Genomic DNA, 19,297 nt, shown 5'->3' on the forward strand with positions numbered 1-19,297 from the left:
GCGTGTGTGTCCGTTTCCTGTCGCGCAGCTGGCGGATGGGTCGCAGGCGGTGCGGGCGCTGAAGGAGCCGGGCCGCTGCCGGAGCGGGCGAGCGGCATGGACGGCCATCAGGGGGCGGCTCGTCGGCAGGGTGTGGTGCCGCCGGCCTGCGAGCCGCGTCGCCTCGCTCGATCGGTACGGCGACCGGCACACGCATCCGGTACAGCGACACGGCCTGGATCGCGAGCGTACAGACGATCGCGAAACCGTCGGCCGGAATCGGGTCATGCCGCGTGAGCGTCAGGCTCGGCACATGAAAGAACGCTGCGAAGCTCGGCAGCCCGGTGGCCGTCCCGCCCGCGTGAGCGCACGACTGCCCGCCGAGCGCTCAGCGCCCCAGCGCGTAAAACTCCGCGTTCGGCCGCATGTTCGTCACGTTCGCGATGCGATTGGACATGCCGAAGAAGGCCGAGATCGCTGCGATGTCCCAGATGTCTTCTTCGACGAAGCCCTGCGACTTGAGCGTGTCGAAATCCGCTTCGCCGACCTGGTGCGCGGCCTGCGACACCTTCATCGCGAAGTCGAGCATCGCCTTCTGCCGGGCGGTGATGTCGGCCTTGCGATAGTTGGTGGCGACCTGGTCGGCGATCAGCGGATCCTTCGCGCGAATGCGCAGGATCGCACCGTGCGCGATCACGCAGTACTGGCACTGGTTCGCGCTGCTGGTGGCCACGACGATCATTTCCCGTTCGGCCTTGCTCAGGTTGCCCGGCTTGTCCATCAGCGCGTCGTGGTAAGCCATGAACGCGCGAAACTCGTCCGGGCGATGCGCGAGGGTCAGAAAGACGTTCGGGATGAAGCCCGACTTCTCCTGGACGGCCGCGATGCGTTCGCGAATGTCCTCGGGCAGGTCTTCGAGCGCGGGCACGGGAAAGCGGCTGATGGGGGCGGTGCTTGCGGCGGTCATGAGGTCTCCTGGATAAGACGGCGCGGCCGCGCTCGATGCGCGGGCGGCCGTCCGAAAAATGAAGCGCCGGTGGTCGGCGGCGACGTTACGCGTTGACGTCGACGACGATACGGCCGCGAACCTTGCCGGCGATCAACTCCCCGGCAAGCGGGATGACGTCGCCCAGGCCGACCTGGTGGCTGATCGCGCCCAGCTTCCCGACGTCGAGATCGGACGCGAGCCGGCGCCACGCCTCCAGGCGGTCGGCGCGCGGGCACATGACGCTGTCGATCCCGACGAGCGTGACGCCGCGCAGGATGAACGGCATGACGGTCGCGGGGAAATCCATGCCGGCGGCCAGGCCGCAGGCCGTCACGACGCCGCGGTACCGCGTGGTCGCGCACACGTTGGCGAGCACATGGCTGCCCGCCACGTCGACCGCGCCGGCCCATCGTTCCTTGCCCAGCGGCTTGCCGGGCTCGCTGAATTGCGCCCGCTCCAGGATCTCCGCCGCGCCGAGCTGCCGCAGGTAGTCGGCATCGGCGGGGCGGCCGGTGACGGCGACGACGCGGTATCCCAGCCGCGCGAGAAGGGCCGTGGCGACGCTGCCTACCCCGCCTGCCGCGCCGGTCGCCACGATCTCGCCGTCGTCCGGTCGCACGCCATGCCGCTCCAGTGCCATCACGCACAGCATCGCGGTGTAGCCCGCCGTGCCGATGGCCATCGCCTGTTGCGGCGAAAAGGCGGACGGCAGCGGCACCAGCCAGTCGCCATCGACGCGGGCCTTCTGCGCCAGGCCGCCCCAGTGCGTTTCGCCGACGCCCCAGCCGTTGAGCACGACCTGGTCGCCGGGGCGATAGTCCGGGTGCGTGCTGTCCTCGACTTCCCCGACCAGATCGATGCCGGGCACCATCGGGAACTTGCGGACCACCGGGCTCTTGCCGGTGATCGCCAGCCCGTCCTTGTAGTTCAGCGTCGAATAGCCCACGCGTACCGTCACGTTGCCGGCCGGCAGCTGCGCGTCGTCCAGCGTCTCGAGCCGCGCTTGCTGGCCGGTTTCATGCCTGTCGATCACGATGCCTTGAAACATGCGTCCTCCTTTCTAGACCGATCGTCTAGTTAATGGCAAAAAAATTCAGCGGCGGGGCAGTCCGTTGAAGAAGAACTGCGCGAACAGGGCCAGCGGTGTATCGCTGCGCTCCAGCTTTGCGCGCAGCACGGCGCCTTCCCAGCCGATCCAGAAGAATGCGGCGAGTTCGGCAGGGTCGGCCGAGTCGGCCAGTTCGCCGGCTTGCTGCGCGGCGGCCAGGCAATCGGCGAGGCGGCGTTGCCAGTCCTCGAAGGTGGTGCGCAGGCGTGCGCGGAAGCTTTCGGGCAGCGCGCCCATTTCCTGCCCGAGGTTGCCGATCAGGCAGCCCCGGCTGTATTCGTAGCGGGCCATGCCGTCCCGGGCATCGTCGACGAACGCGCGCACGCGCTGCAACGGCGAGCGTGCCGCATCGCTGAAATGGCGGTCCAGCTTGCGCGCGAAGAAGTCGGCATAACGGTCGATCAGTTCGAGGCCGAACGCTTCCTTGCTGTCGAAGTAGTGATAGAAGGAGCCCTTGGGCACCCCGGCGCGCCCGAGGATCTCGTCGAGCCCGGTGGCCGAAAACCCCTTCTCGGTGAGCACTTCCAGCCCGGTGCGCAACAGCATGTCCCGCGTGGCGACGAGGTCTTCATGCTGCTTCGGTGGCCTGCCGCGACGGCGAGGCGGATCAGTTCGAACGTCCATGCGCGAATAATAGACCGTTTGTCTCAAAAATCAACGGGCGCGTGTCGAGCCCATCCGATCAGGCACGGACGGCGAGCGACGCCCGTATTAACCCTGATTAAAAAACCTTATCGCGGTGAAAAATTCCGCATCTTATTGAACCGATATCGGCTCGATATAGTGGCTCGCTTTCCCGCACGCACCGGTTGCGTGTGCAGACAAACAGCAGGAGCCCCTTGATGACCACCGATACCCGATTCACCGAAATCGAGGATCTGATGCCCGCCGCCGGCGGGTTGCGTGAGATCCGTCACCACATCCACCACCATCCCGAGCTTGCATACGAAGAGCACGACACGGCCGCGCTCGTCGCCGAGAAGCTCGAACAGTGGGGCTGGCAGGTGACGCGCGGGGTCGGCAGGACGGGCGTGGTCGGCACGCTGCGCATGGGCGACGGCACGCGCAGCATCGGCATTCGCGCCGACATGGACGCGTTGCCGATCGTCGAGGCGACGGGGCTGCCCTATGCGAGCGGCACGCACGGCAAGATGCACGCCTGCGGCCACGACGGCCACACGACGATGCTGCTCGGCGCCGCGCAGCAGCTCGCGAAGACACGCAATTTCTCCGGCACCGTGCACCTGTATTTCCAGCCGGCGGAAGAGCACGGCGTCGACAGCGGCGCGAAGAAGATGATCGACGACGGCCTGTTCGAACGCTTCCCGTGCGACGCCGTGTTCGGCATGCACAACCATCCGGGCGCGGCGCCGGGCGTGTTCCTCACGCGGCGCGGCCCGTTCATGTCGGCCGGCGACAAGGCGATCATCACGATCGAAGGCGTCGGCGGCCACGCGGCACGGCCGCACCTGACGGTCGACCCGGTCGTCGTCGCGGCCAGCATCGTGATGGCGCTGCAGACGATCGTCGCGCGCAACGTCGACCCCGCGCAGCCGGCGGTCGTCACGGTCGGCTCGATGCACGCGGGCACCGCGAACAACGTGATCCCGAACGGCGCGCGCCTCGAACTCAGCGTGCGTTCGTTCAGCCCCGACGTGCGCGCGCTGCTCAAGCGCCGCATCACCGAGCTGGCCGAATCGCAGGCCGTGAGCTACGGCGCGACGGCCAGCGTCGAGTACATCGAAGGTTATCCGGTCGTCGTCAACACGGACGCCGAAACGGATTTCGCCGCGCAGGTCGCGCGCGAACTGGTCGGCGACGCGCACGTGGTCGAGCAGACCGACCTGCTGATGGGCAGCGAGGATTTCGCGTTCATGCTGCAGCAGCGGCCGGGCTCGTTCGTGCGGCTCGGCAACGGCGAAGGCGAGGACGGCTGCATGGTGCACAACCCGAAATACGACTTCAACGATCGCAACCTGCCGATCGGCGCGGCGTTCTGGACGCGTCTCGTGGAGCGCTACCTCGGGCGGTGATTCCGGCGGCGGGGCGCGCGGCCGGCGCTTCCGGCCGCATTGAGAGGAGAGGACAACGATGCAGAAAGACCATCTCGCGCTGCACCCCGTGTCGACGGGGAGCGCCGAAGTCGGCACGCCGCGCGCACCGGCCGTCACGCGGCGCGGTGCGATCGCGGCGGCCGTGATCGGCAACTGGCTGGAATTCTTCGATTTCACCGTGTACGGCTTCTTCGCGGTGCTGATCGGCAAGCTGTTCTTCCCGTCGAGCGACCCGACCACGTCGCTGCTGCTGTCGGTCGCGACGTTCGCCGCCGGCTTCTTCACGCGGCCGCTCGGCAGCGTCGTGCTCGGCGTCTACGCGGACCGCAAGGGGCGCAAGGCCGCGCTGAACCTGACGATCATGCTGATGGCGCTCGGCACGGGCCTGATCGCGATCGCGCCGACGTATGCGCAGGTCGGCGTGGCCGCGCCGCTGCTCGTCGTGTTCGCGCGGCTGATGCAGGGCTTCTCGCAGGGCGGCGAATTCGGCGCGGCGACGTCGACGCTGCTCGAGCAGGGCGGCACGTCGCGCCGTGCGTTCCGCGCGAGCTGGCAGTTGGCGACGCAGGGCGGCGCCGCGCTGATGGGCTCGGGTTTCGCGGCGCTGCTGTCGAACACGATGACGAAGGACGCGCTCGAAAGCTGGGGCTGGCGGCTGCCGTTCCTCGTCGGCGTGCTGATCGCGCCGGTCGGCATGTACCTGCGCCGCCGGCTCGCGGACGATGCGCCGGGCGACAGCCATCACGGGATCGAACGCGGCGTGCTGCACGAGCTGTTCTCGAAGCACACGCGCACGGTGCTGCTGCTGATGCTCACGGTGATGGGCGGCACGGTGTCGACCTACATCCTGACGTTCTACATGCCGACCTACGCGATCCACACGCTCGGGCTGCCGATGAAGCTGTCGATGTTCGTCGGCGTCGCATCGGGCTGCGTGATGCTGGTCACGTGCCCGCTGTTCGGGTGGCTGTCGGACCGGCTCGGCAGCCGCCGCCTGCCGATCTTCGTCGGCCGCGGCGTGCTGGTCCTGTTGCTGTTCCCGGCATTCTGGCTGATGAACCATCACCCGACGCTGTCGGTGATCCTGCCGCTGACCGCGCTGATGCTGCTGTTCTATTCGCTCGGCTCGGCGTCGGAAATGGCGCTGATGTGCGAGTCGCTGCCGCGCCACGTGCGCGCGACCGGCATCTCGATCGCGTATGCGCTCGCGGTGACGATCTTCGGCGGCACCGCGCAGCTGATCGCGACCTGGCTCGTGAAGACGACCGGCAGCAAGCTCGCGCCGGCCGGCTACGTGGCCGCGTGCGTGGTGCTGTCGCTGATCGCGGTCGCGATGCTGCGCGAGACGGCGCGGGATTCGATCGACTGACGCGCGGCACAGCACGGCGGGCGGCGGGCTGCAGTACGCGCTTACCGCCCGCGCACCATCCGCAGGTACGACGCGAGCATCGTCGCGAGTTCCTGCGCGGCCGGTGTCAGCGGCACGGCCGCGCGCTGCAGCAGGCAGATGTCCTGCGATTCGGCCTGTTCGCGCACGGGCACCTTCGCGAGCGCGCCGGCGAACGGCCCGTGCCGCGTGATGGCTTCGGTTTCGAGCGCGAGGGAATCGGTCTGCGTGACGATCTGCAGCGTCTCGAACATCCCTTCGACGGTCGCGAGAATCCTCGGCGGCGGCTGGCCATGCGCGTCGAAGTACGCGAGCAGCCGGTTCACGACCGGGTCGGCGCTCAGGTTCGGTGAGCGCGTCGACACCCACGCGTAGCCGGCCAGTTCGGCGAGCGATTTTGCGTGCATCGCCGGATGCCCGTTGCGGCACACGACCACCGGCGCTGACGCACGCAACGGCGTGACCGCGAGATCGGTCGTGTCGGTCTGCTTCGCGACGAGTGCGATCGCGAAATCGACCGCGCTTTCGCGCAGCCAGCCGATCATCATCCGCGACGTGCCGGTGCGCAGGTGCACGTCGACCTTGTCGAAGCGCGCGCGGAACGCGCTCAGCACGGGCGCGAACGCGTCGATCAGCGGTTCGGCCACGAGGCCGAGCGTGACGGTGCCTTCGTACGCGCCGCTCAACTGCCGGATCTCCCGCTCGACCTGCTCGCATTCGCCGAGGATCGAACCGGAGCGCGCGAGCAGCCGCTGGCCGACGGCCGTCGGCACGATCCCGCGATTGGTGCGCGTGAACAGCGTCGCGCCGAGCGTCGCCTCGAGGCTCTGCAGCTGCTGCGTGACGCCGCTCTGCGCGAGATCGAGCGCGCGTGCGGCGGCGCGCAGGCTGCCGTGCTCGACGACGGCCTGGAAGATGCGGAGCTGGGAGAGCGTGAACGCCATGGGCACGCGCGGGGCCGGTGATCGGAAATACCGATCATGATAAGGCAGTCGATGGTTCCGGCGGCGGCCCGTGCCGCCTACGATCGCAGGCAGTCCGGCTGATGCCGTTTGCCTTCCTTCCTGTCCTCCGTCGACCATGAAACGTATCCTCGTCCCGCTCGTTTCCCTGTGCCTTGGCTGGGCCGCCACGTCCGCGTTTGCACTCGACGCGCACGTCGTGCGCCTCGGCATCGATCCGACCTATCCGCCGATGGACTCGAAGGCGCCCGACGGCAGCCTGAAGGGCTTCGACGTCGATCTCGGCAACGAGATCTGCCGCCGCGCGCAGTTGCGCTGCCAGTGGGTCGAGCTCGAATTCTCCGGGATGATTCCCGCACTGCAGGCGCGCAAGATCGACGCGATCCTGTCGTCGATGGCGATCACCGAAAAGCGCGAGAAGCAGATCCTGTTCTCGTCGAAGCTGTTCCGCTTCAAGTCGCGGCTCGTCGCGCGGCCCGGGAGCGGCCTCGGCAGCACGACCGCGTCGCTGGCCGGCAAGCGTGTCGGCGTGCAGTCGGGCACGCAGTTCGAATCGTGGGCGCTCGCGCACTGGGCGACCGCCGGCGTGAGCGTGGTGCCGTACAAGAGCCAGGACGACGTGTTCGCCGATCTCGTCAACGGCCGCCTCGACGCGGCGCTGCTCGGCACCGTGGAAGCCGACTACGGCTTCCTGCGCACGCCGAAGGGCAACGGTTTCGCGTTCGTCGGCGCGCCGCTCGACATGGGCGATCGCGGCGTCGGCATCGGCATGCGGCAGTCGGATACGGCGCTCAAGGCGTCGATCGACGGCGCGATCGCGTCGATGCTGAAGGACGGCACGTACGACCGGATCGCGAAGAAGTATTTCGACTTCAACCCGTACGGCGACTGAGCGCCGAGCCACCGCGCCGTTGTACCCGCGGCCCCGTTTTCATCCGTTCGAGACCCTCGATGCAGATTCGCACCACGCCACTCCTGTCGCCGTCGATCGGCACGCAGCGCACGCTGACGAGCTTTCATTTCGGGCCGGCCGGCACCGGCCGCAAGATCTACCTGCAGGCCGCGCTGCACGCGGACGAGACGCCCGCGATGCTCGCGGCGTTCGTGCTGAAGCAGCGTCTCGCGCAGCTCGAGGCCGAAGGCCGGCTCGCGGCCGAGATCGTGCTCGTGCCGGTCGCGAACCCGGTCGGCCTCAATCATCATCTGCTCGGGCAGTTCATCGGCCGTTTCGACCTTGCGAGCGGCCGCAACTTCAATCGCGGCTTCCTGCCGCTCGCGGACATCGCCGCGCGTGCGCGCGACCGGCTCGGCGACGACGGCGAACGCAATCGCGCGATCGTGCGCGAATGTGTCGGCGCGGCGCTCGACGATATCGCACCGCGTACGGAATTCGATGCGCTTCAGCTGGCGCTGCTGAAGCTGTCGTTCGACGCCGAGGTCGTGATCGACCTGCATTGCTCGCTCGAAGCGGTGATGCACGTGTACACGAGCGATACCGCGTGGCCGCAAGTCGAGCCGCTTGCGCGCTATCTCGGCGCGCAGGTGTCGCTGCTCGCCGAGGATTCGGGCGGGCACGCGTTCGACGATGCGCATCATCTGCTGTGGTCGCAGTTGCGGCAGCACTTGCCGGCCGGCACGCCGATGGCGGCCGGCGCCGTGGCCGTGACGGTCGAGTGCCGGGGGCAGCGCGACGTCACGTACGACCATGCGGAGCGCGATGCCGATGCGCTCGTCGCCTATCTCGTGTGGCGCGGCGCGATACGCGGCGAACGCGTGCCGCTGCCGCCGCTCGCCGCGCCGGCCACGCCGCTCGCGGGCAGCGAGCAGTTCTACGCACCGGTGAGCGGGATCCTCGTGCACCGCGCCGCGATCGGCGCGACGATCCGCGCCGGCGATCCGCTGTTCGACATCGTCGATCCGCTGACCGATGCGATCACGACGATCTCGAGCGGGACCGACGGCGTGTTCTACATGCGCCGCGCGATTCGTTTCGTCACGGCCGGCGCGCCGCTCGGCCGCGTCACGGGCGCCGTGCCGGTGCGCAAGGGGATGTTGCTCGGCGCGTGACGAGCGGCGCGCGTCGCGCGCGACGAACCCGATCTGTATGAGATCGGCAAGAAACTTCGGTTTCCTCAGATAATCGCTCGTCGCTCGATCCCGGCCTGCACCGGGTCGGCCGCCTGTAGACGGCCGGCGGACGCAGGCCGCATCGTCAGCCGTGCCGTTCATGGCCCGCCGCGACGCACGGCAGCACGCTTGCCTGACTTGCCGCGCGCCGTCGTCCCGCCGTTGCGGCCGTCCGCGTCCGAAAACATCTTCATGTCCCGAAGGATGCCGCGCAGCAGCGTATCGGCTGCCACCCCGAGCGTGCGGCCGGCCTTGACCAGCAGCCGCGCGTTGGCTGCCTCGAGCAGCGGATGGGCGACGGGAACGGCGACGAGTTCTCCCGCCTCCAGTTCCTGATAGGCCGCGAACGCCGCGAGCAGCGTGACGCCGTCGTTGCGCCTGACGAAGTGGCGCAGCACGGCCAGCGAGTTGGTGGTCAGCGTCGGGTGGAGCTGGATGTTCTCTGCATAGGCGAGCATCTGCACGGCCTGCCCGAGACCGAACGCCGGCGGCATCAGCGCGAGCGGATACCCGGCGAGTTCGTGTACCGCGACGGGCCGGCCCCGCGCGGCGAGCGGGTGCCCGGGATGCACGAGCGCCACCACCGGCTGCGGCGCGGTGGCGACGTACTCGATATCCGGATGCGCCGGGGGATTGTAGGCGAGGCCGATATGCGCGCGGCTCTCGGCGACTTCCTGCAGCAATGTGCTGACCGGAAGGATATCGACGGTGACGTCGAGCTTCGGATAGCGCGCGCAAAAATCGGTGAGCACCTCGTCCATCAGGCAGTCGATATAGCCTTCGCTGGTGGCGATGCGGATCTGGCCGTGTTGCAGGCCGTGCAGCGCCTGCAGGCGGTCTTCGAACAGTTCCTGCTGGGAGCGGCAGCCGCGCCAGTATTCGAGCAGGTGCGCCGCGGCTTCGGTCGGCCGGACGCCGCGCGGCTGGCGCTCGAACAGCGGCGCCCCGATTTCTTCCTCGAGCAGCCGGATCTGCCGCGTGATGACGGACGGCGACGTGTTGATGCTGTCGGCCGCGCCGCGGATCGAGCCGTGCGTCAGGACTTCATGGAAATAGCGCAGGCGGCGCTGGTTCAGTTCGCGCATGGTGTCGGTCCGTTTGCCGTTGAAGTGTTGCTCGTTGAGCAACGATAACTCGCTTAGGTTGCTATTGCGCTGCTTTTTCGGCTCCTCGACGATTCGAACGGAGTCGATCATCGATGCGGGATTCGAAGCAATACGCCCTAAAGGAGAGCGCATGTCCGCCATTCCATCCCCTCAAGACCCGGTCGCGCCCGACAGCCCGGCGCATCAGGCCCTGTATCGCAAGCTGAACTGGCGCCTGCTGCCGTTTCTGCTGCTCTGCTACACGTTCGCCTATCTCGATCGCGTGAATATCGGGTTCGCCAAGCTCTCGATGCAGAGCGACCTGGGCATCTCCGATGCGGTGTACGGGCTGGGCGCGGGCATCTTCTTTCTCGGCTACGTGCTGTTCGAGATCCCGAGCAACCTGCTGCTGCCGCGGATCGGCGCTCGCAAGACCATCAGCCGGATCATGGTGCTGTGGGGCCTGACCTCGGCGGGCATGATGTTCGTCCACAACGAGACCACCTTCTACGGGATGCGTTTCCTGCTCGGCGTGTTCGAGGCCGGTTTCGCGCCGGGGATGATCTTTTACCTGACCTACTGGTATGGCCAGCGCCGCATGGCCGGCGTGATGGCGGTCGTGATGCTCGCGGGCCCGATCGGCGGCGCCTTCGGCTCGCCGCTGTCGGCGTGGCTGATGACCGGGCTGTCCGGTGCCCACGGCCTGGCCGGCTGGCAGTGGATGTTCATCGTCGAAGGCCTGCCGTGCGTGCTGCTCGGCGCGCTCGCACTCAAGGTCCTGTCCGACCGGCCGGCCGACGCAGCCTGGCTGACCGACGACGAGAAGCGCATGCTCGCCGCCGAGCTGCACGCACCCGGTGCCGGTCATCACTCGTTCGGACAGGTGTTGCGCGACCCGCGCGTGTACCTGCTGGCGTTCGCGTACTTCACGATCATCTGCGGAATCTACGCGGTGAGTTTCTGGCTGCCGTCGATCCTCAAGGCCGACGGCGTGACCGACACGATGCAGATCGGGCTGTACTCGATGATCCCGTACGTCTGCGCCGCGATCGCGATGATCGTCATCGGCCGCCGGTCGGACCGCCGCGGCGAACGCCGTTTCCACAGCGCCGTGCCGGCCCTGATCGGCGCGATCGCGCTGGCCGTGGCGACGACGGCCAACGGCAATCTCGTCATTTCACTGGTCGGCATGACGATCGCCACGTCGATGATCTGGGCCGCGTACACGGTGTTCTGGGCGATTCCGTCGCAATACCTGAAGGGCGACGCGGCTGCCGGCGGCATCGCGCTGATCAATACGATCGGCCTGATCGGCGGCTTCCTGAGCCCGACCATCATCGGTGCGATCCACTCGGCGACGGGCAGCATGGCAGCCGGCCTGCTGGTCATGGTCGCGCTGCTGGTCGCGGGCGCCGCGGTGCTCGTGGCGAACCGGCTGCCCGCGCCGCAGGACGCGTTGGCGACAGCGTGATATCGCGGGCGCGCAAGCGCTCGCGACCTCCGTCGCGGCGCAGCACGGCCCGTGCCTTGACTACCTATTTCCGGAGACACGTTTTTGAACACGCGGATCTTGATTGCCGGCTTTCAGCATGAAACCAATACGTTTGCGCCGTCGAAAGCCGCTTACGCGAACTTCGAGCGCGGCGAGGGCTTCCCGGCCATGGTGCGGGGCGACGACGTGCTTGCGCTGCGCGACGTCAACATTCCCGCGGGCGGATTCATCGTCGCGGCGGAGCGACGCGGCTGGACCCTGCTGCCGGTCATCTGGGCGGGCGCGAGCCCGTCGGCCCACGTGACCGAGGATGCGTTCGAGCGCATTGCCGGTGAAATTCTCGCGGCGGTTCGCGGCGGAGGCTACGACGCGGTGTACCTCGACCTGCACGGCGCGATGGTCGCCGAGCATACCGACGACGGCGAAGGCACGTTGCTGGAGCGCGTGCGCGCCGCGGTCGGCCCGGCCGTGCCGGTGGTCGCGTCGCTCGACCTGCATGCCAACGTCACCGCGAAGATGCTGCACGAGGCCGACGCGCTGGTCGCCTTCCGCACCTATCCGCATGTCGACATGGCCGAGACCGGCGAACGCGCGGCCGTGCTGCTCGAGCGCCTGCTCGCCTCGCGGGCGGCGGGTGGCCGCCCGCTGCATCGCGCGGTGCGGCGGCTGCCGTTCCTGATCCCGATCAACGGCATGTGCACGCTGCTCGAGCCTTCGCGCGGCATGTATGCGCAGCTCGCGGCGCTGGAAACCGGGGCCGTGGTATCGCTGTCGTTCGCGCCGGGTTTTCCGGCGGCCGATTTTCCCGAATGCGGCCCGGTCATCTGGGGTTACGGCGATGACGCCGCGTCGGCCGAGGCCGCCGTGCAGGCGCTCTACGACAGGATGCTGGCGGACGAGGCCGCGTGGCAGGTGCCGTTCCTGTCGCCCGACGCCGCCGTGCGCGAAGCGATGCGGCTTGCCGACGGGGCCGGCAAGCCGGTCGTCATCGCCGATACGCAGGACAACCCCGGCGCGGGCGGCGACTCGAACACGACGGGCATGCTGCGGGCGTTGCTGCGCAATGGCGCGAGAGAGGCGGCGATCGGCCTGATCTGGGACCCGGCGGCCGCCGCGGCGGCTCATCGCGCCGGGGTCGGGGCGTTCGTCGAGCTGGCGCTCGGCGGCGTTTCCGGCGTGCCCGGCGACGAGCCGGTCCACGCGCGTTTCGAGGTCGTGAAGTTGTCGGACGGCGTATGCCGGTATGACGGCCCGATGATGAACGGCATGCGCGCGGATATCGGCCCAGTCGCCTGCCTGCGGATCGATGGTGTGCTGATCGTGGTGAGCAGCGGCAAGGCGCAGATGCTCGACCGCAATCTCTATCGCGTGGGCGGCGTCGAGCCGGAAGCGATGCGCATCCTCGTCAACAAAAGCTCGGTGCATTTTCGCGCCGACTTCCAGGGGATCGCCGAGGCGGTGCTCGTTGCCACGGCGCCGGGCCCGATGACGGCCGATCCGGCCGAGTTGCCCTGGACCCGGCTGGCCCCGGGCATCCGGACGAAGCCGATGGGCGACGCATTCGCCGGCAACGGCTGAAGCACGGCCCGCCGCCGGCGCGCCGGTGCGCCTGCGAGCGGGCGGCTGTCCTGGACAATGCCGTCGCGCGGGCCGACACAGGGCGCCGCGCGTCGTTTCACGTCGCGCGGCTTGCACCTACCCGCGCGCGGATCGGCGCTCACCCGCGCCGCGCCACCAGCTCCGACACCGTCTGCGCGGCCTGCTGCAACGGCTCGAGAAACTCCTTCACCATCTGCTTCGCGGTATGCCGCTGCGCGTTGCCGCTGATGTTCATCGCCGCGATGATCTGCCCGCGCCGGTTGCGAATCGGCGCGGACAGCGACATCAGGCCCACTTCGAGTTCCTGGTCGACCACGGCCCAGCCCTGCTGGCGCACCTGTGCGATCGCCGCCTTCAGTTCGCCGAGGTCGGTGATCGTGCGCGCCGTATGCGCGCGGATGCCGCTTTGCGCGAGCGTTTCGTCGAGCGCGGCGTCGTCGAGCGCGGACAGCAGCACGCGGCCCATCGACGTGCAGTACGCGGGCAGCCGACTGCCGATCGACAGGTTGATCGTCATGATCTTGCGGGTCGGCACGCGCAGCACGTAGACGATCTCGGTGCGGTCGAGCACGGCCGCCGAGCAGCTTTCGTGGATCTGCTCGGACAGTTGCTCCATCACGGGATCGGCGAGATTCCAGAACGGCATCGACGTGAGGTACGCGAAGCCGAGCTCGAGGATCTTCGGCGTGAGCCGGAACAGCCGGCCGTCGGCCTCGACGTAGCCGAGCGTCTGCAGCGTGAGCAGGATCCGGCGCGCGCCCGCGCGCGTGAGCCCGGTGGCCGAGGCGACCTCGGTGAGCGTCTGTTCCGGACGGGCCGCGTCGAACGCGCGGATCACCGCGAGGCCGCGTGCGAACGACTGTACGTAGGAGTCGCCGGGTTTCGTCTGAGTGTCTTCGGTTGTCATGAGCGCCTGGAATATCGTGCAGCCGAGAAGATAGCGCACGGGGCCCGACACGCCAACCGCACGGCGGACCGGGCGCTTGACAGGTCGTCCCCGCACTCCCTATGATGCGTTGAACGTTCGATACACGATCTTATGTTCGTATATAGAACATTTAAGCGCATCCCGGCGGGCAATGCAAGGGGCGCGCCCTGTTCATTCCCCAGCCTGTCCTGGGAGCGGAGACACTGATGACCGAAGCTTTTCTGTGTGATGCGATCCGTACGCCGATCGGGCGTTACGGCGGTGCACTGTCCGGCGTGCGCGCCGACGATCTGGGCGCCGTGCCGCTCAAGGCGCTCGTGGAGCGCAACCGCGACGTCGACTGGACGGCGATCGACGACGTGATCTACGGCTGCGCGAACCAGGCCGGCGAGGACAACCGCAACGTCGCGCGCATGTCCGCGCTGCTCGCGGGGCTGCCGCAGGGCGTGCCGGGTTCGACGATCAACCGCCTGTGCGGCTCCGGGATGGACGCGGTCGGCGTGGCCGCCCGTGCGATCAAGTCGGGCGAGGCCGCGCTGATGGTCGCGGGCGGCGTCGAGAGCATGACGCGCGCGCCGTTCGTGATGGGCAAGGCCGCGAGCGCATTCGCGCGCCAGGCCGACATCTACGACACGACGATCGGCTGGCGCTTCGTCAATCCGTTGATGAAACAGCTGTACGGCGTCGATTCGATGCCGGAGACGGCCGAGAACGTCGCAGTCGACTACAACGTCAGCCGCGCCGACCAGGACCTGTTCGCGCTGCGCAGCCAGCAGAAGGCTGCGCGTGCGCAGCAGGACGGCACGCTCGCCGAGGAAATCGTGTCGGTCACGATTCCGCAGAAAAAGGGCGATCCGGTGGTCGTGTCGCGCGACGAGCATCCGCGCGAGACGTCGCTTGAAACGCTTGCGAAGCTGAAGGGCGTTGTGCGTCCGGACGGCTCGGTGACAGCCGGTAACGCGTCGGGCGTCAACGACGGTGCCGCCGCGCTGCTGCTCGCGAACGAGGAAACCGCAAAGCGCTTCGGCCTGACGCCGCGCGCCCGCGTGCTGGGCATCGCGACGGCCGGCGTCGCGCCGCGCGTGATGGGCATCGGCCCCGCGCCTGCCACGCAGAAGCTGCTCGCCCGGCTCGGCATGACGATCGACCAGTTCGACGTGATCGAGCTGAACGAGGCGTTCGCATCGCAAGGTCTCGCGGTGCTGCGCATGCTCGGCGTCGCCGATGACGATCCGCGCGTGAACCCGAACGGCGGCGCGATCGCACTGGGCCATCCGCTCGGCGCATCGGGCGCGCGTCTCGTGACGACCGCGATGTACCAGCTGCATCGCACGAACGGCCGCTTCGCACTGTGCACGATGTGCATCGGCGTCGGTCAGGGCATCGCGATCGCGATCGAACGCGTCTGACCCGCGTTTCATGTCTCGCGGCGAAGCGGCGGCCACGAGCCGCTTCGCCGCTCGACCACTTCGCCTCTCGACCGATTCGCCGCTTTGGATACGATGCGCGGCACGAGGATGCTCGTGCCGCGCATCGTCGTTAACCGGCCTGCGACAGCTCCCTGAGACGCGCCTCGAGCGCGTCGATCTCGGTGTCCGCGAACACCTCGATCCCGTGCTCGCGCAGCAACGCCGCCGTGACGCCGGCGCCCGCGTGCCGCCGGTTCCCGAAACTCCCGTCATGGATGAACGTGCTGCCGCACGACGGACTGCCGTCGGCCAGGATAGCGAAGCGGCAACCGTGCGTGCGCGCGAGGGCCAGCGCGGCTTGCGCGCCGGAGACGAACGGCGCTGTCACGTCGGTGCCGTTTACGTCGACAATGCGCGCGGCGCCCGACAGCACCTGCTGACCCGATGCGCCGCCGGCGATTTCGGCGGGCGGGCGCGGCACGCTGAAGCCGCCGGCCAGTTCGGGGCAGACGGGCACGAGACGCCCTTCGTGCTGCCACCGTTCGAGTGCCGCGTGCGCGGCGGTCTTGGCCGAGCCGTTGTAACGCACCGGATGGCCGACCACGCACATGCTGACGAGGATCTTCGGCATGGTTGGCGGCTGTGCTTTGTCCTGCAATTTTGCTCTCCGTGATTGCGCGATGGCCGAGGGCAGCCGAGGCAAGGCGGGACATCCCGCGCTTCACCCGCGTGCCGGTGCGTCAGGCCACCGACCCTTCCAGATGAATGTCGTCCGGCTCGAGCGCGTAAAGCGCCGGGTCGGGCGACGCGCTGACCGTGAAGCCGAGCCGCAGGTAGAAGTCGATCGTGCGCCGCGACGGCGTCGCGGACACGTACAGGCGTGCGGCGCCCATCGCGCGCGCCTGCTCGCGGGCTGCGCGGTAGAGCTGCTCGCCGAGCCCGCAGCCGCGCCAGTCGCGGCTCACGTGCAGGAACTTCAATTGCAGCATGTCGCCGTGCGGGCCGAGCGGCCGGCTGTCGACGACGACCGCCGCGACGAGCCGTTCGCCGTCGAACATGCCGAGGCACCAGCCGCCGCGATCGTGGCAGTCGAGCAGGATCGGCGTGTAGTGGTCGGCTTCACCTTCCGGCCAGCCGCCGACGTCGTAGAACTCGGGAACGAGATGCAGCGCGCCGTCGCGCAGCACGTACAGGTGCTCGATGATCTCGCGCCGGTCGATGGTCCACACGAGCGGCACTTCGTCGCGCGTGAGCGGGCGTGCGCAAAGCGCGTCGCGTTCGGCGGCGGTGCGGCGCGTCATGCGGCCTCCCGATGCGCGGCGATCGCATACATCAGCGGCAGGCTCGGCATGTGACCGGGCGGCACCATCCGGCGGCCGTCCAGCTCGCGCATGCCGTCGAAGCCCTTCCAGCCGTTCGAATACGGATATTCGGTCAGGCGGTCGATCGCGAGCCCCGCCGACACGAGTGCGTTCACGACCTCGCCGATGCCCCACATGAACTCGTAGCTCGGATGCGGGTTCGCGAAATCGACGACGCCAGGATGGTCGTGCTGTGCGCCGAGCCCCGTGCCGGATACGGCGACGTAATCGCCGACGCCTGCCGGCTCCTCGGTCGCGTCGCTTTTGAAATAGTCGTAGTGTGGCTTCCACTGTTCGTCGAAATACAGCGCGAACGGATGGAACTCGACCATCGCGAAACGGCCGCCCGGCGCGAGCAGCGCGGCGATCCCGCGCGCCCACGCGTTCAGGTCGGACAGCCAGCAGATCGCGCCATACGACGTGAACACGCGATCGAAGCGCTCGCCGCGCGCGGCGGCCTCGGGCATCCAGTCGAGCACGTCGGCGCGCTCGAAACGCGCGGGCAGGCCCGCGTCGGCCGACAGTTGCCGTGCGAAGGCGATCGCTTCGTCGGAGATGTCGACGCCCGTCGCATCCGCGCCCTCGCGCACGAGGCTCAGCGTGTCCTGCCCCGCGTTGCATTGCAGGTGCAGGAGCCGCAGCCCGCCGACGTCGCCGAGCAGTTCGCGTTCTTCCGGATAGAGCGTCGAGCCGCCCGCGCGGAAAAACGCGGCCTGATCGCCTTTGTGGCTGTTATGCGCGACTGTCGCGGTATTCCAGGACAGCCGATTCAGTTCGTGTAATGCCTTTTTCATCGAATTCGAATACCGGTTGAATGGAGCAGGATAAACGGAATCGTTTCGCCGCGCGCAACGGTCGATGGCGTGGGTCTGCCGCGCGACGTCGTCGCGCAGCGTGGCGTGACATTGGGATGAACGCTCGCGGCGATTATTGCCGGATTATTTGATCGAAATCATGGCGGCGGACGAATTGGATATTTTATTCGAGGAAAGGGTAAGGTTTTTCCCCAATATGCCGACAGTAAGATGAAGACCGTCGTTAAGCGATAAACCGTTTTTCGGCTACTGAGCGTGATTTCAGCGCGGCGCGGACGACAGATCCGCCTTTCGGAGCCTTGCATGCGCAATAACCAGCCCGTTACCCAACAGGAATTCGATTTTCCCGACGACGTCACGCTGATGTCGACGACCGATGCAGACAGCATCATCACCTACGCCAACACGACGTTCGCGCAGGTGAGCGGCTTCACGAACGAGGAACTCGTCGGCCAGCCGCACAACGTGGTGCGCCACCCGGACATGCCGCGCGAGGCGTTTGCCGACATGTGGGCGACGCTCCAGCGCGGCGAGCCGTGGACCGCGCTCGTGAAGAACCGCCGCAAGAACGGCGATCACTACTGGGTGCGTGCGAACGCGATACCCGTGATGCGCAACGGCGAGCCGCAGGGCTACATGTCGGTGCGCACGAGGGCGCCGCACGACGAGAGCGCGGCCGCCGACGCGCTGTATCGCGCGTTCCGCGACGGCAAGGCCGGCCAGCGCCGGTTCCACAAGGGGCTGGTGATCCGCACGGGGCTGCTGCGTATCGCGTCGCTGTCGCAGACGATGTCGGTGCGCGCGCGCGTGCATTCGGCGCTGTGCGTGCTTGCGCCGGCGGTCGTCGGCGCGGGCTGGGCGTGCGGGCTCGCCGGTGGCGGCCTCGCGGCATTTGCCGGCGTGACGGTCGGCGTGGCGGCGGCGGCCGGCCTGTGGCTCGATGCGCAGATCGTGCGTCCGCTGAAGCGGCTGCACGACCAGGCGCTGAACGTCGCGACCGGCGAAAGCCGGCGCGGCGTGCGGATGAACCGCGTCGACGAGATCGGCATGACGCTGCGCACGATCAACCAGCTCGGGCTGATGTTCCGCTGGCTCGTCGACGACGTCAGCGAGCAGGTGCACAACGTGCAGCGCGCGAGCAACGAGATCGCGCAGGGCAACAACGACCTGAGCGCGCGTACCGAGCAGGCGGCGTCGAGCGTGCAGGAGACGGCTGCGTCGATGGCCGAGATGACGGCGACCGTCGACAGCAACGCGGAGACCGCACTGCAGGCGAACCGGCTCGCGATGTCGGCGAGCGAAGTGGCCGGCCGCGGCGGGCAGGCGGTGGGCGAGGTCGTCGCGACGATGAGCGACATCACCGCCAGCTCGCGAAAGATCTCGGACATCATCGGCGTGATCGACGGCATCGCGTTCCAGACCAACATCCTTGCGCTGAACGCGGCCGTGGAAGCGGCCCGCGCCGGCGAACAGGGGCGCGGCTTCGCGGTGGTTGCCGGTGAGGTACGGGCGCTCGCGCAGCGCAGCGCGAACGCGGCGAAGGAGATCAAGACGCTGATCGGCGCGAGCGTCGAGCGCGTCGAGTCGGGCGCGCGGCGCGTGGACGAGGCCGGCAAGACGATGGAGGACATCGTCGCGCAGGTGAAGCGCGTGTCGGATCTGATAGCGGAGATCAGCTCGTCGACGGCCGAGCAGAGCACCGGGGTGTCGCAGGTCGACCAGGCGGTGGTGCACCTGGACAACATCACGCAGCAGAACGCGGCACTGGTCGAGCAGAGCACGGCGGCGTCAGAGAGCCTGAAGCAACAGGCAACGCGTCTCGTGGATGCGGTGAACGTGTTCCGGTGATCGTCGGGGCGCGCACGCGATGTGCGCGCCCGATCGATGCATCGTGACATCGTGATTGACGCGCGTAATGCGCGTTCAGGTTTTTCGATTCAATTAAAATACGCGAAACGAGAAATATTCGTATTCAGGATTTTTCATTCATGCATTGAATCGAT

17 protein-coding genes are annotated in these 19,297 nt (G+C 68.1%); 8 read left to right on the top strand and 9 right to left on the bottom strand.

Annotated elements, in window-relative coordinates; genetic code table 11:
• Window positions 1-367: 367 nt before the first annotated feature.
• The 3 genes from ABY44_RS31975 to ABY44_RS31985 all read right to left on the bottom strand — a co-directional run bounded on the left by ABY44_RS31975 (window position 368) and on the right by ABY44_RS31985 (window position 2,699).
• Window positions 368-946: a peroxidase-related enzyme gene (locus ABY44_RS31975; protein ID WP_091920602.1), complete on the bottom strand. Its 579-nt coding sequence runs from the start codon at window positions 944-946 to the stop codon at window positions 368-370.
• A gap of 85 nt (window positions 947-1,031) precedes the next feature.
• The gene (locus tag ABY44_RS31980; RefSeq protein ID WP_334068599.1) at window positions 1,032-2,015 is read right to left on the bottom strand and encodes an MDR family oxidoreductase; all 984 of its coding nucleotides are present in this window, start codon (window positions 2,013-2,015) and stop codon (window positions 1,032-1,034) included.
• A gap of 45 nt (window positions 2,016-2,060) precedes the next feature.
• On the bottom strand, window positions 2,061-2,699 hold the full coding sequence (locus tag ABY44_RS31985; RefSeq protein ID WP_200056751.1) for a TetR/AcrR family transcriptional regulator: 639 nt from the start codon (window positions 2,697-2,699) through the stop codon (window positions 2,061-2,063).
• Window positions 2,700-2,917: 218 nt separating this feature from the next.
• Here ABY44_RS31985 and ABY44_RS31990 point away from each other — a divergent pair, with 218 nt between their 5' ends.
• Both ABY44_RS31990 and ABY44_RS31995 read left to right on the top strand, forming a co-directional pair.
• A complete protein-coding gene (locus ABY44_RS31990; protein WP_431643204.1) occupies window positions 2,918-4,108 on the top strand; it encodes a M20 aminoacylase family protein in 1,191 nt (396 codons plus the stop codon).
• Window positions 4,109-4,166: 58 nt separating this feature from the next.
• Window positions 4,167-5,498, top strand: a complete 1,332-nt coding sequence (locus ABY44_RS31995) for an MFS transporter (protein ID WP_060083778.1) — start codon at window positions 4,167-4,169, stop codon at window positions 5,496-5,498.
• Between the two features lie 41 nt (window positions 5,499-5,539).
• On the opposite strand, the gene ABY44_RS32000 is transcribed toward ABY44_RS31995, so the two are convergent.
• Window positions 5,540-6,460, bottom strand: coding sequence for a LysR family transcriptional regulator (locus ABY44_RS32000; protein ID WP_059496357.1), 921 nt, complete (start codon window positions 6,458-6,460; stop codon window positions 5,540-5,542).
• A 136-nt stretch (window positions 6,461-6,596) separates the two neighbouring features.
• On the opposite strand from ABY44_RS32000, the gene ABY44_RS32005 reads away from it, so the two are divergent.
• On the top strand, window positions 6,597-7,370 hold the full coding sequence (locus tag ABY44_RS32005; RefSeq protein WP_059699752.1) for a transporter substrate-binding domain-containing protein: 774 nt from the start codon (window positions 6,597-6,599) through the stop codon (window positions 7,368-7,370).
• Between the two features lie 59 nt (window positions 7,371-7,429).
• Complete coding sequence (locus ABY44_RS32010; protein WP_119336899.1) at window positions 7,430-8,545, top strand: succinylglutamate desuccinylase/aspartoacylase family protein; 1,116 nt, start codon at window positions 7,430-7,432, stop codon at window positions 8,543-8,545.
• A 158-nt stretch (window positions 8,546-8,703) separates the two neighbouring features.
• Here ABY44_RS32010 and ABY44_RS32015 read toward each other — a convergent pair whose 3' ends face one another.
• Window positions 8,704-9,690 carry a LysR family transcriptional regulator gene (locus ABY44_RS32015; protein WP_431643236.1) on the bottom strand — a complete coding sequence of 329 codons (987 nt, stop codon included), beginning with the start codon at window positions 9,688-9,690 and terminating at the stop codon, window positions 8,704-8,706.
• A gap of 151 nt (window positions 9,691-9,841) precedes the next feature.
• Between ABY44_RS32015 and ABY44_RS32020 the strand changes: the two genes are divergently transcribed.
• Both ABY44_RS32020 and ABY44_RS32025 read left to right on the top strand, forming a co-directional pair.
• Entirely contained in the window at window positions 9,842-11,161 is a 1,320-nt protein-coding gene (locus ABY44_RS32020; protein ID WP_431643211.1) for an MFS transporter, read from the top strand.
• Window positions 11,162-11,245: 84 nt separating this feature from the next.
• Window positions 11,246-12,760 carry a M81 family metallopeptidase gene (locus ABY44_RS32025; RefSeq protein ID WP_124532348.1) on the top strand — a complete coding sequence of 505 codons (1,515 nt, stop codon included), beginning with the start codon at window positions 11,246-11,248 and terminating at the stop codon, window positions 12,758-12,760.
• A gap of 139 nt (window positions 12,761-12,899) precedes the next feature.
• On the opposite strand, the gene ABY44_RS32030 is transcribed toward ABY44_RS32025, so the two are convergent.
• Window positions 12,900-13,688, bottom strand: coding sequence for an IclR family transcriptional regulator (locus ABY44_RS32030; RefSeq protein WP_027790453.1), 789 nt, complete (start codon window positions 13,686-13,688; stop codon window positions 12,900-12,902).
• Between the two features lie 227 nt (window positions 13,689-13,915).
• Between ABY44_RS32030 and pcaF the strand changes: the two genes are divergently transcribed.
• Window positions 13,916-15,118 carry a 3-oxoadipyl-CoA thiolase gene (gene pcaF / locus ABY44_RS32035; protein ID WP_027790454.1) on the top strand — a complete coding sequence of 401 codons (1,203 nt, stop codon included), beginning with the start codon at window positions 13,916-13,918 and terminating at the stop codon, window positions 15,116-15,118.
• A gap of 130 nt (window positions 15,119-15,248) precedes the next feature.
• On the opposite strand, the gene ABY44_RS32040 is transcribed toward pcaF, so the two are convergent.
• The 3 genes from ABY44_RS32040 to ABY44_RS32050 form a co-directional block, all read right to left on the bottom strand.
• On the bottom strand, window positions 15,249-15,749 hold the full coding sequence (locus ABY44_RS32040) for a DUF523 domain-containing protein (RefSeq protein WP_060173969.1): 501 nt from the start codon (window positions 15,747-15,749) through the stop codon (window positions 15,249-15,251).
• A 109-nt stretch (window positions 15,750-15,858) separates the two neighbouring features.
• A complete protein-coding gene (locus tag ABY44_RS32045) occupies window positions 15,859-16,419 on the bottom strand; it encodes a GNAT family N-acetyltransferase (RefSeq protein WP_060173968.1) in 561 nt (186 codons plus the stop codon).
• Window positions 16,416-17,273: a class I SAM-dependent methyltransferase gene (locus ABY44_RS32050; RefSeq protein ID WP_060173967.1), complete on the bottom strand. Its 858-nt coding sequence runs from the start codon at window positions 17,271-17,273 to the stop codon at window positions 16,416-16,418. Before ABY44_RS32050 ends, ABY44_RS32045 begins: the two co-directional genes overlap by 4 nt.
• Window positions 17,274-17,597: 324 nt before the next feature.
• Here ABY44_RS32050 and ABY44_RS32055 point away from each other — a divergent pair, with 324 nt between their 5' ends.
• The gene (locus ABY44_RS32055; RefSeq protein WP_027790458.1) at window positions 17,598-19,142 is read left to right on the top strand and encodes a methyl-accepting chemotaxis protein; all 1,545 of its coding nucleotides are present in this window, start codon (window positions 17,598-17,600) and stop codon (window positions 19,140-19,142) included.
• The last annotated feature ends 155 nt before the right edge of the window (window positions 19,143-19,297 follow it).

It is taken from the genome of Burkholderia sp. ZZQ-2, assembly GCF_050768715.1.
GTDB lineage: Bacteria > Pseudomonadota > Gammaproteobacteria > Burkholderiales > Burkholderiaceae > Burkholderia > Burkholderia cepacia.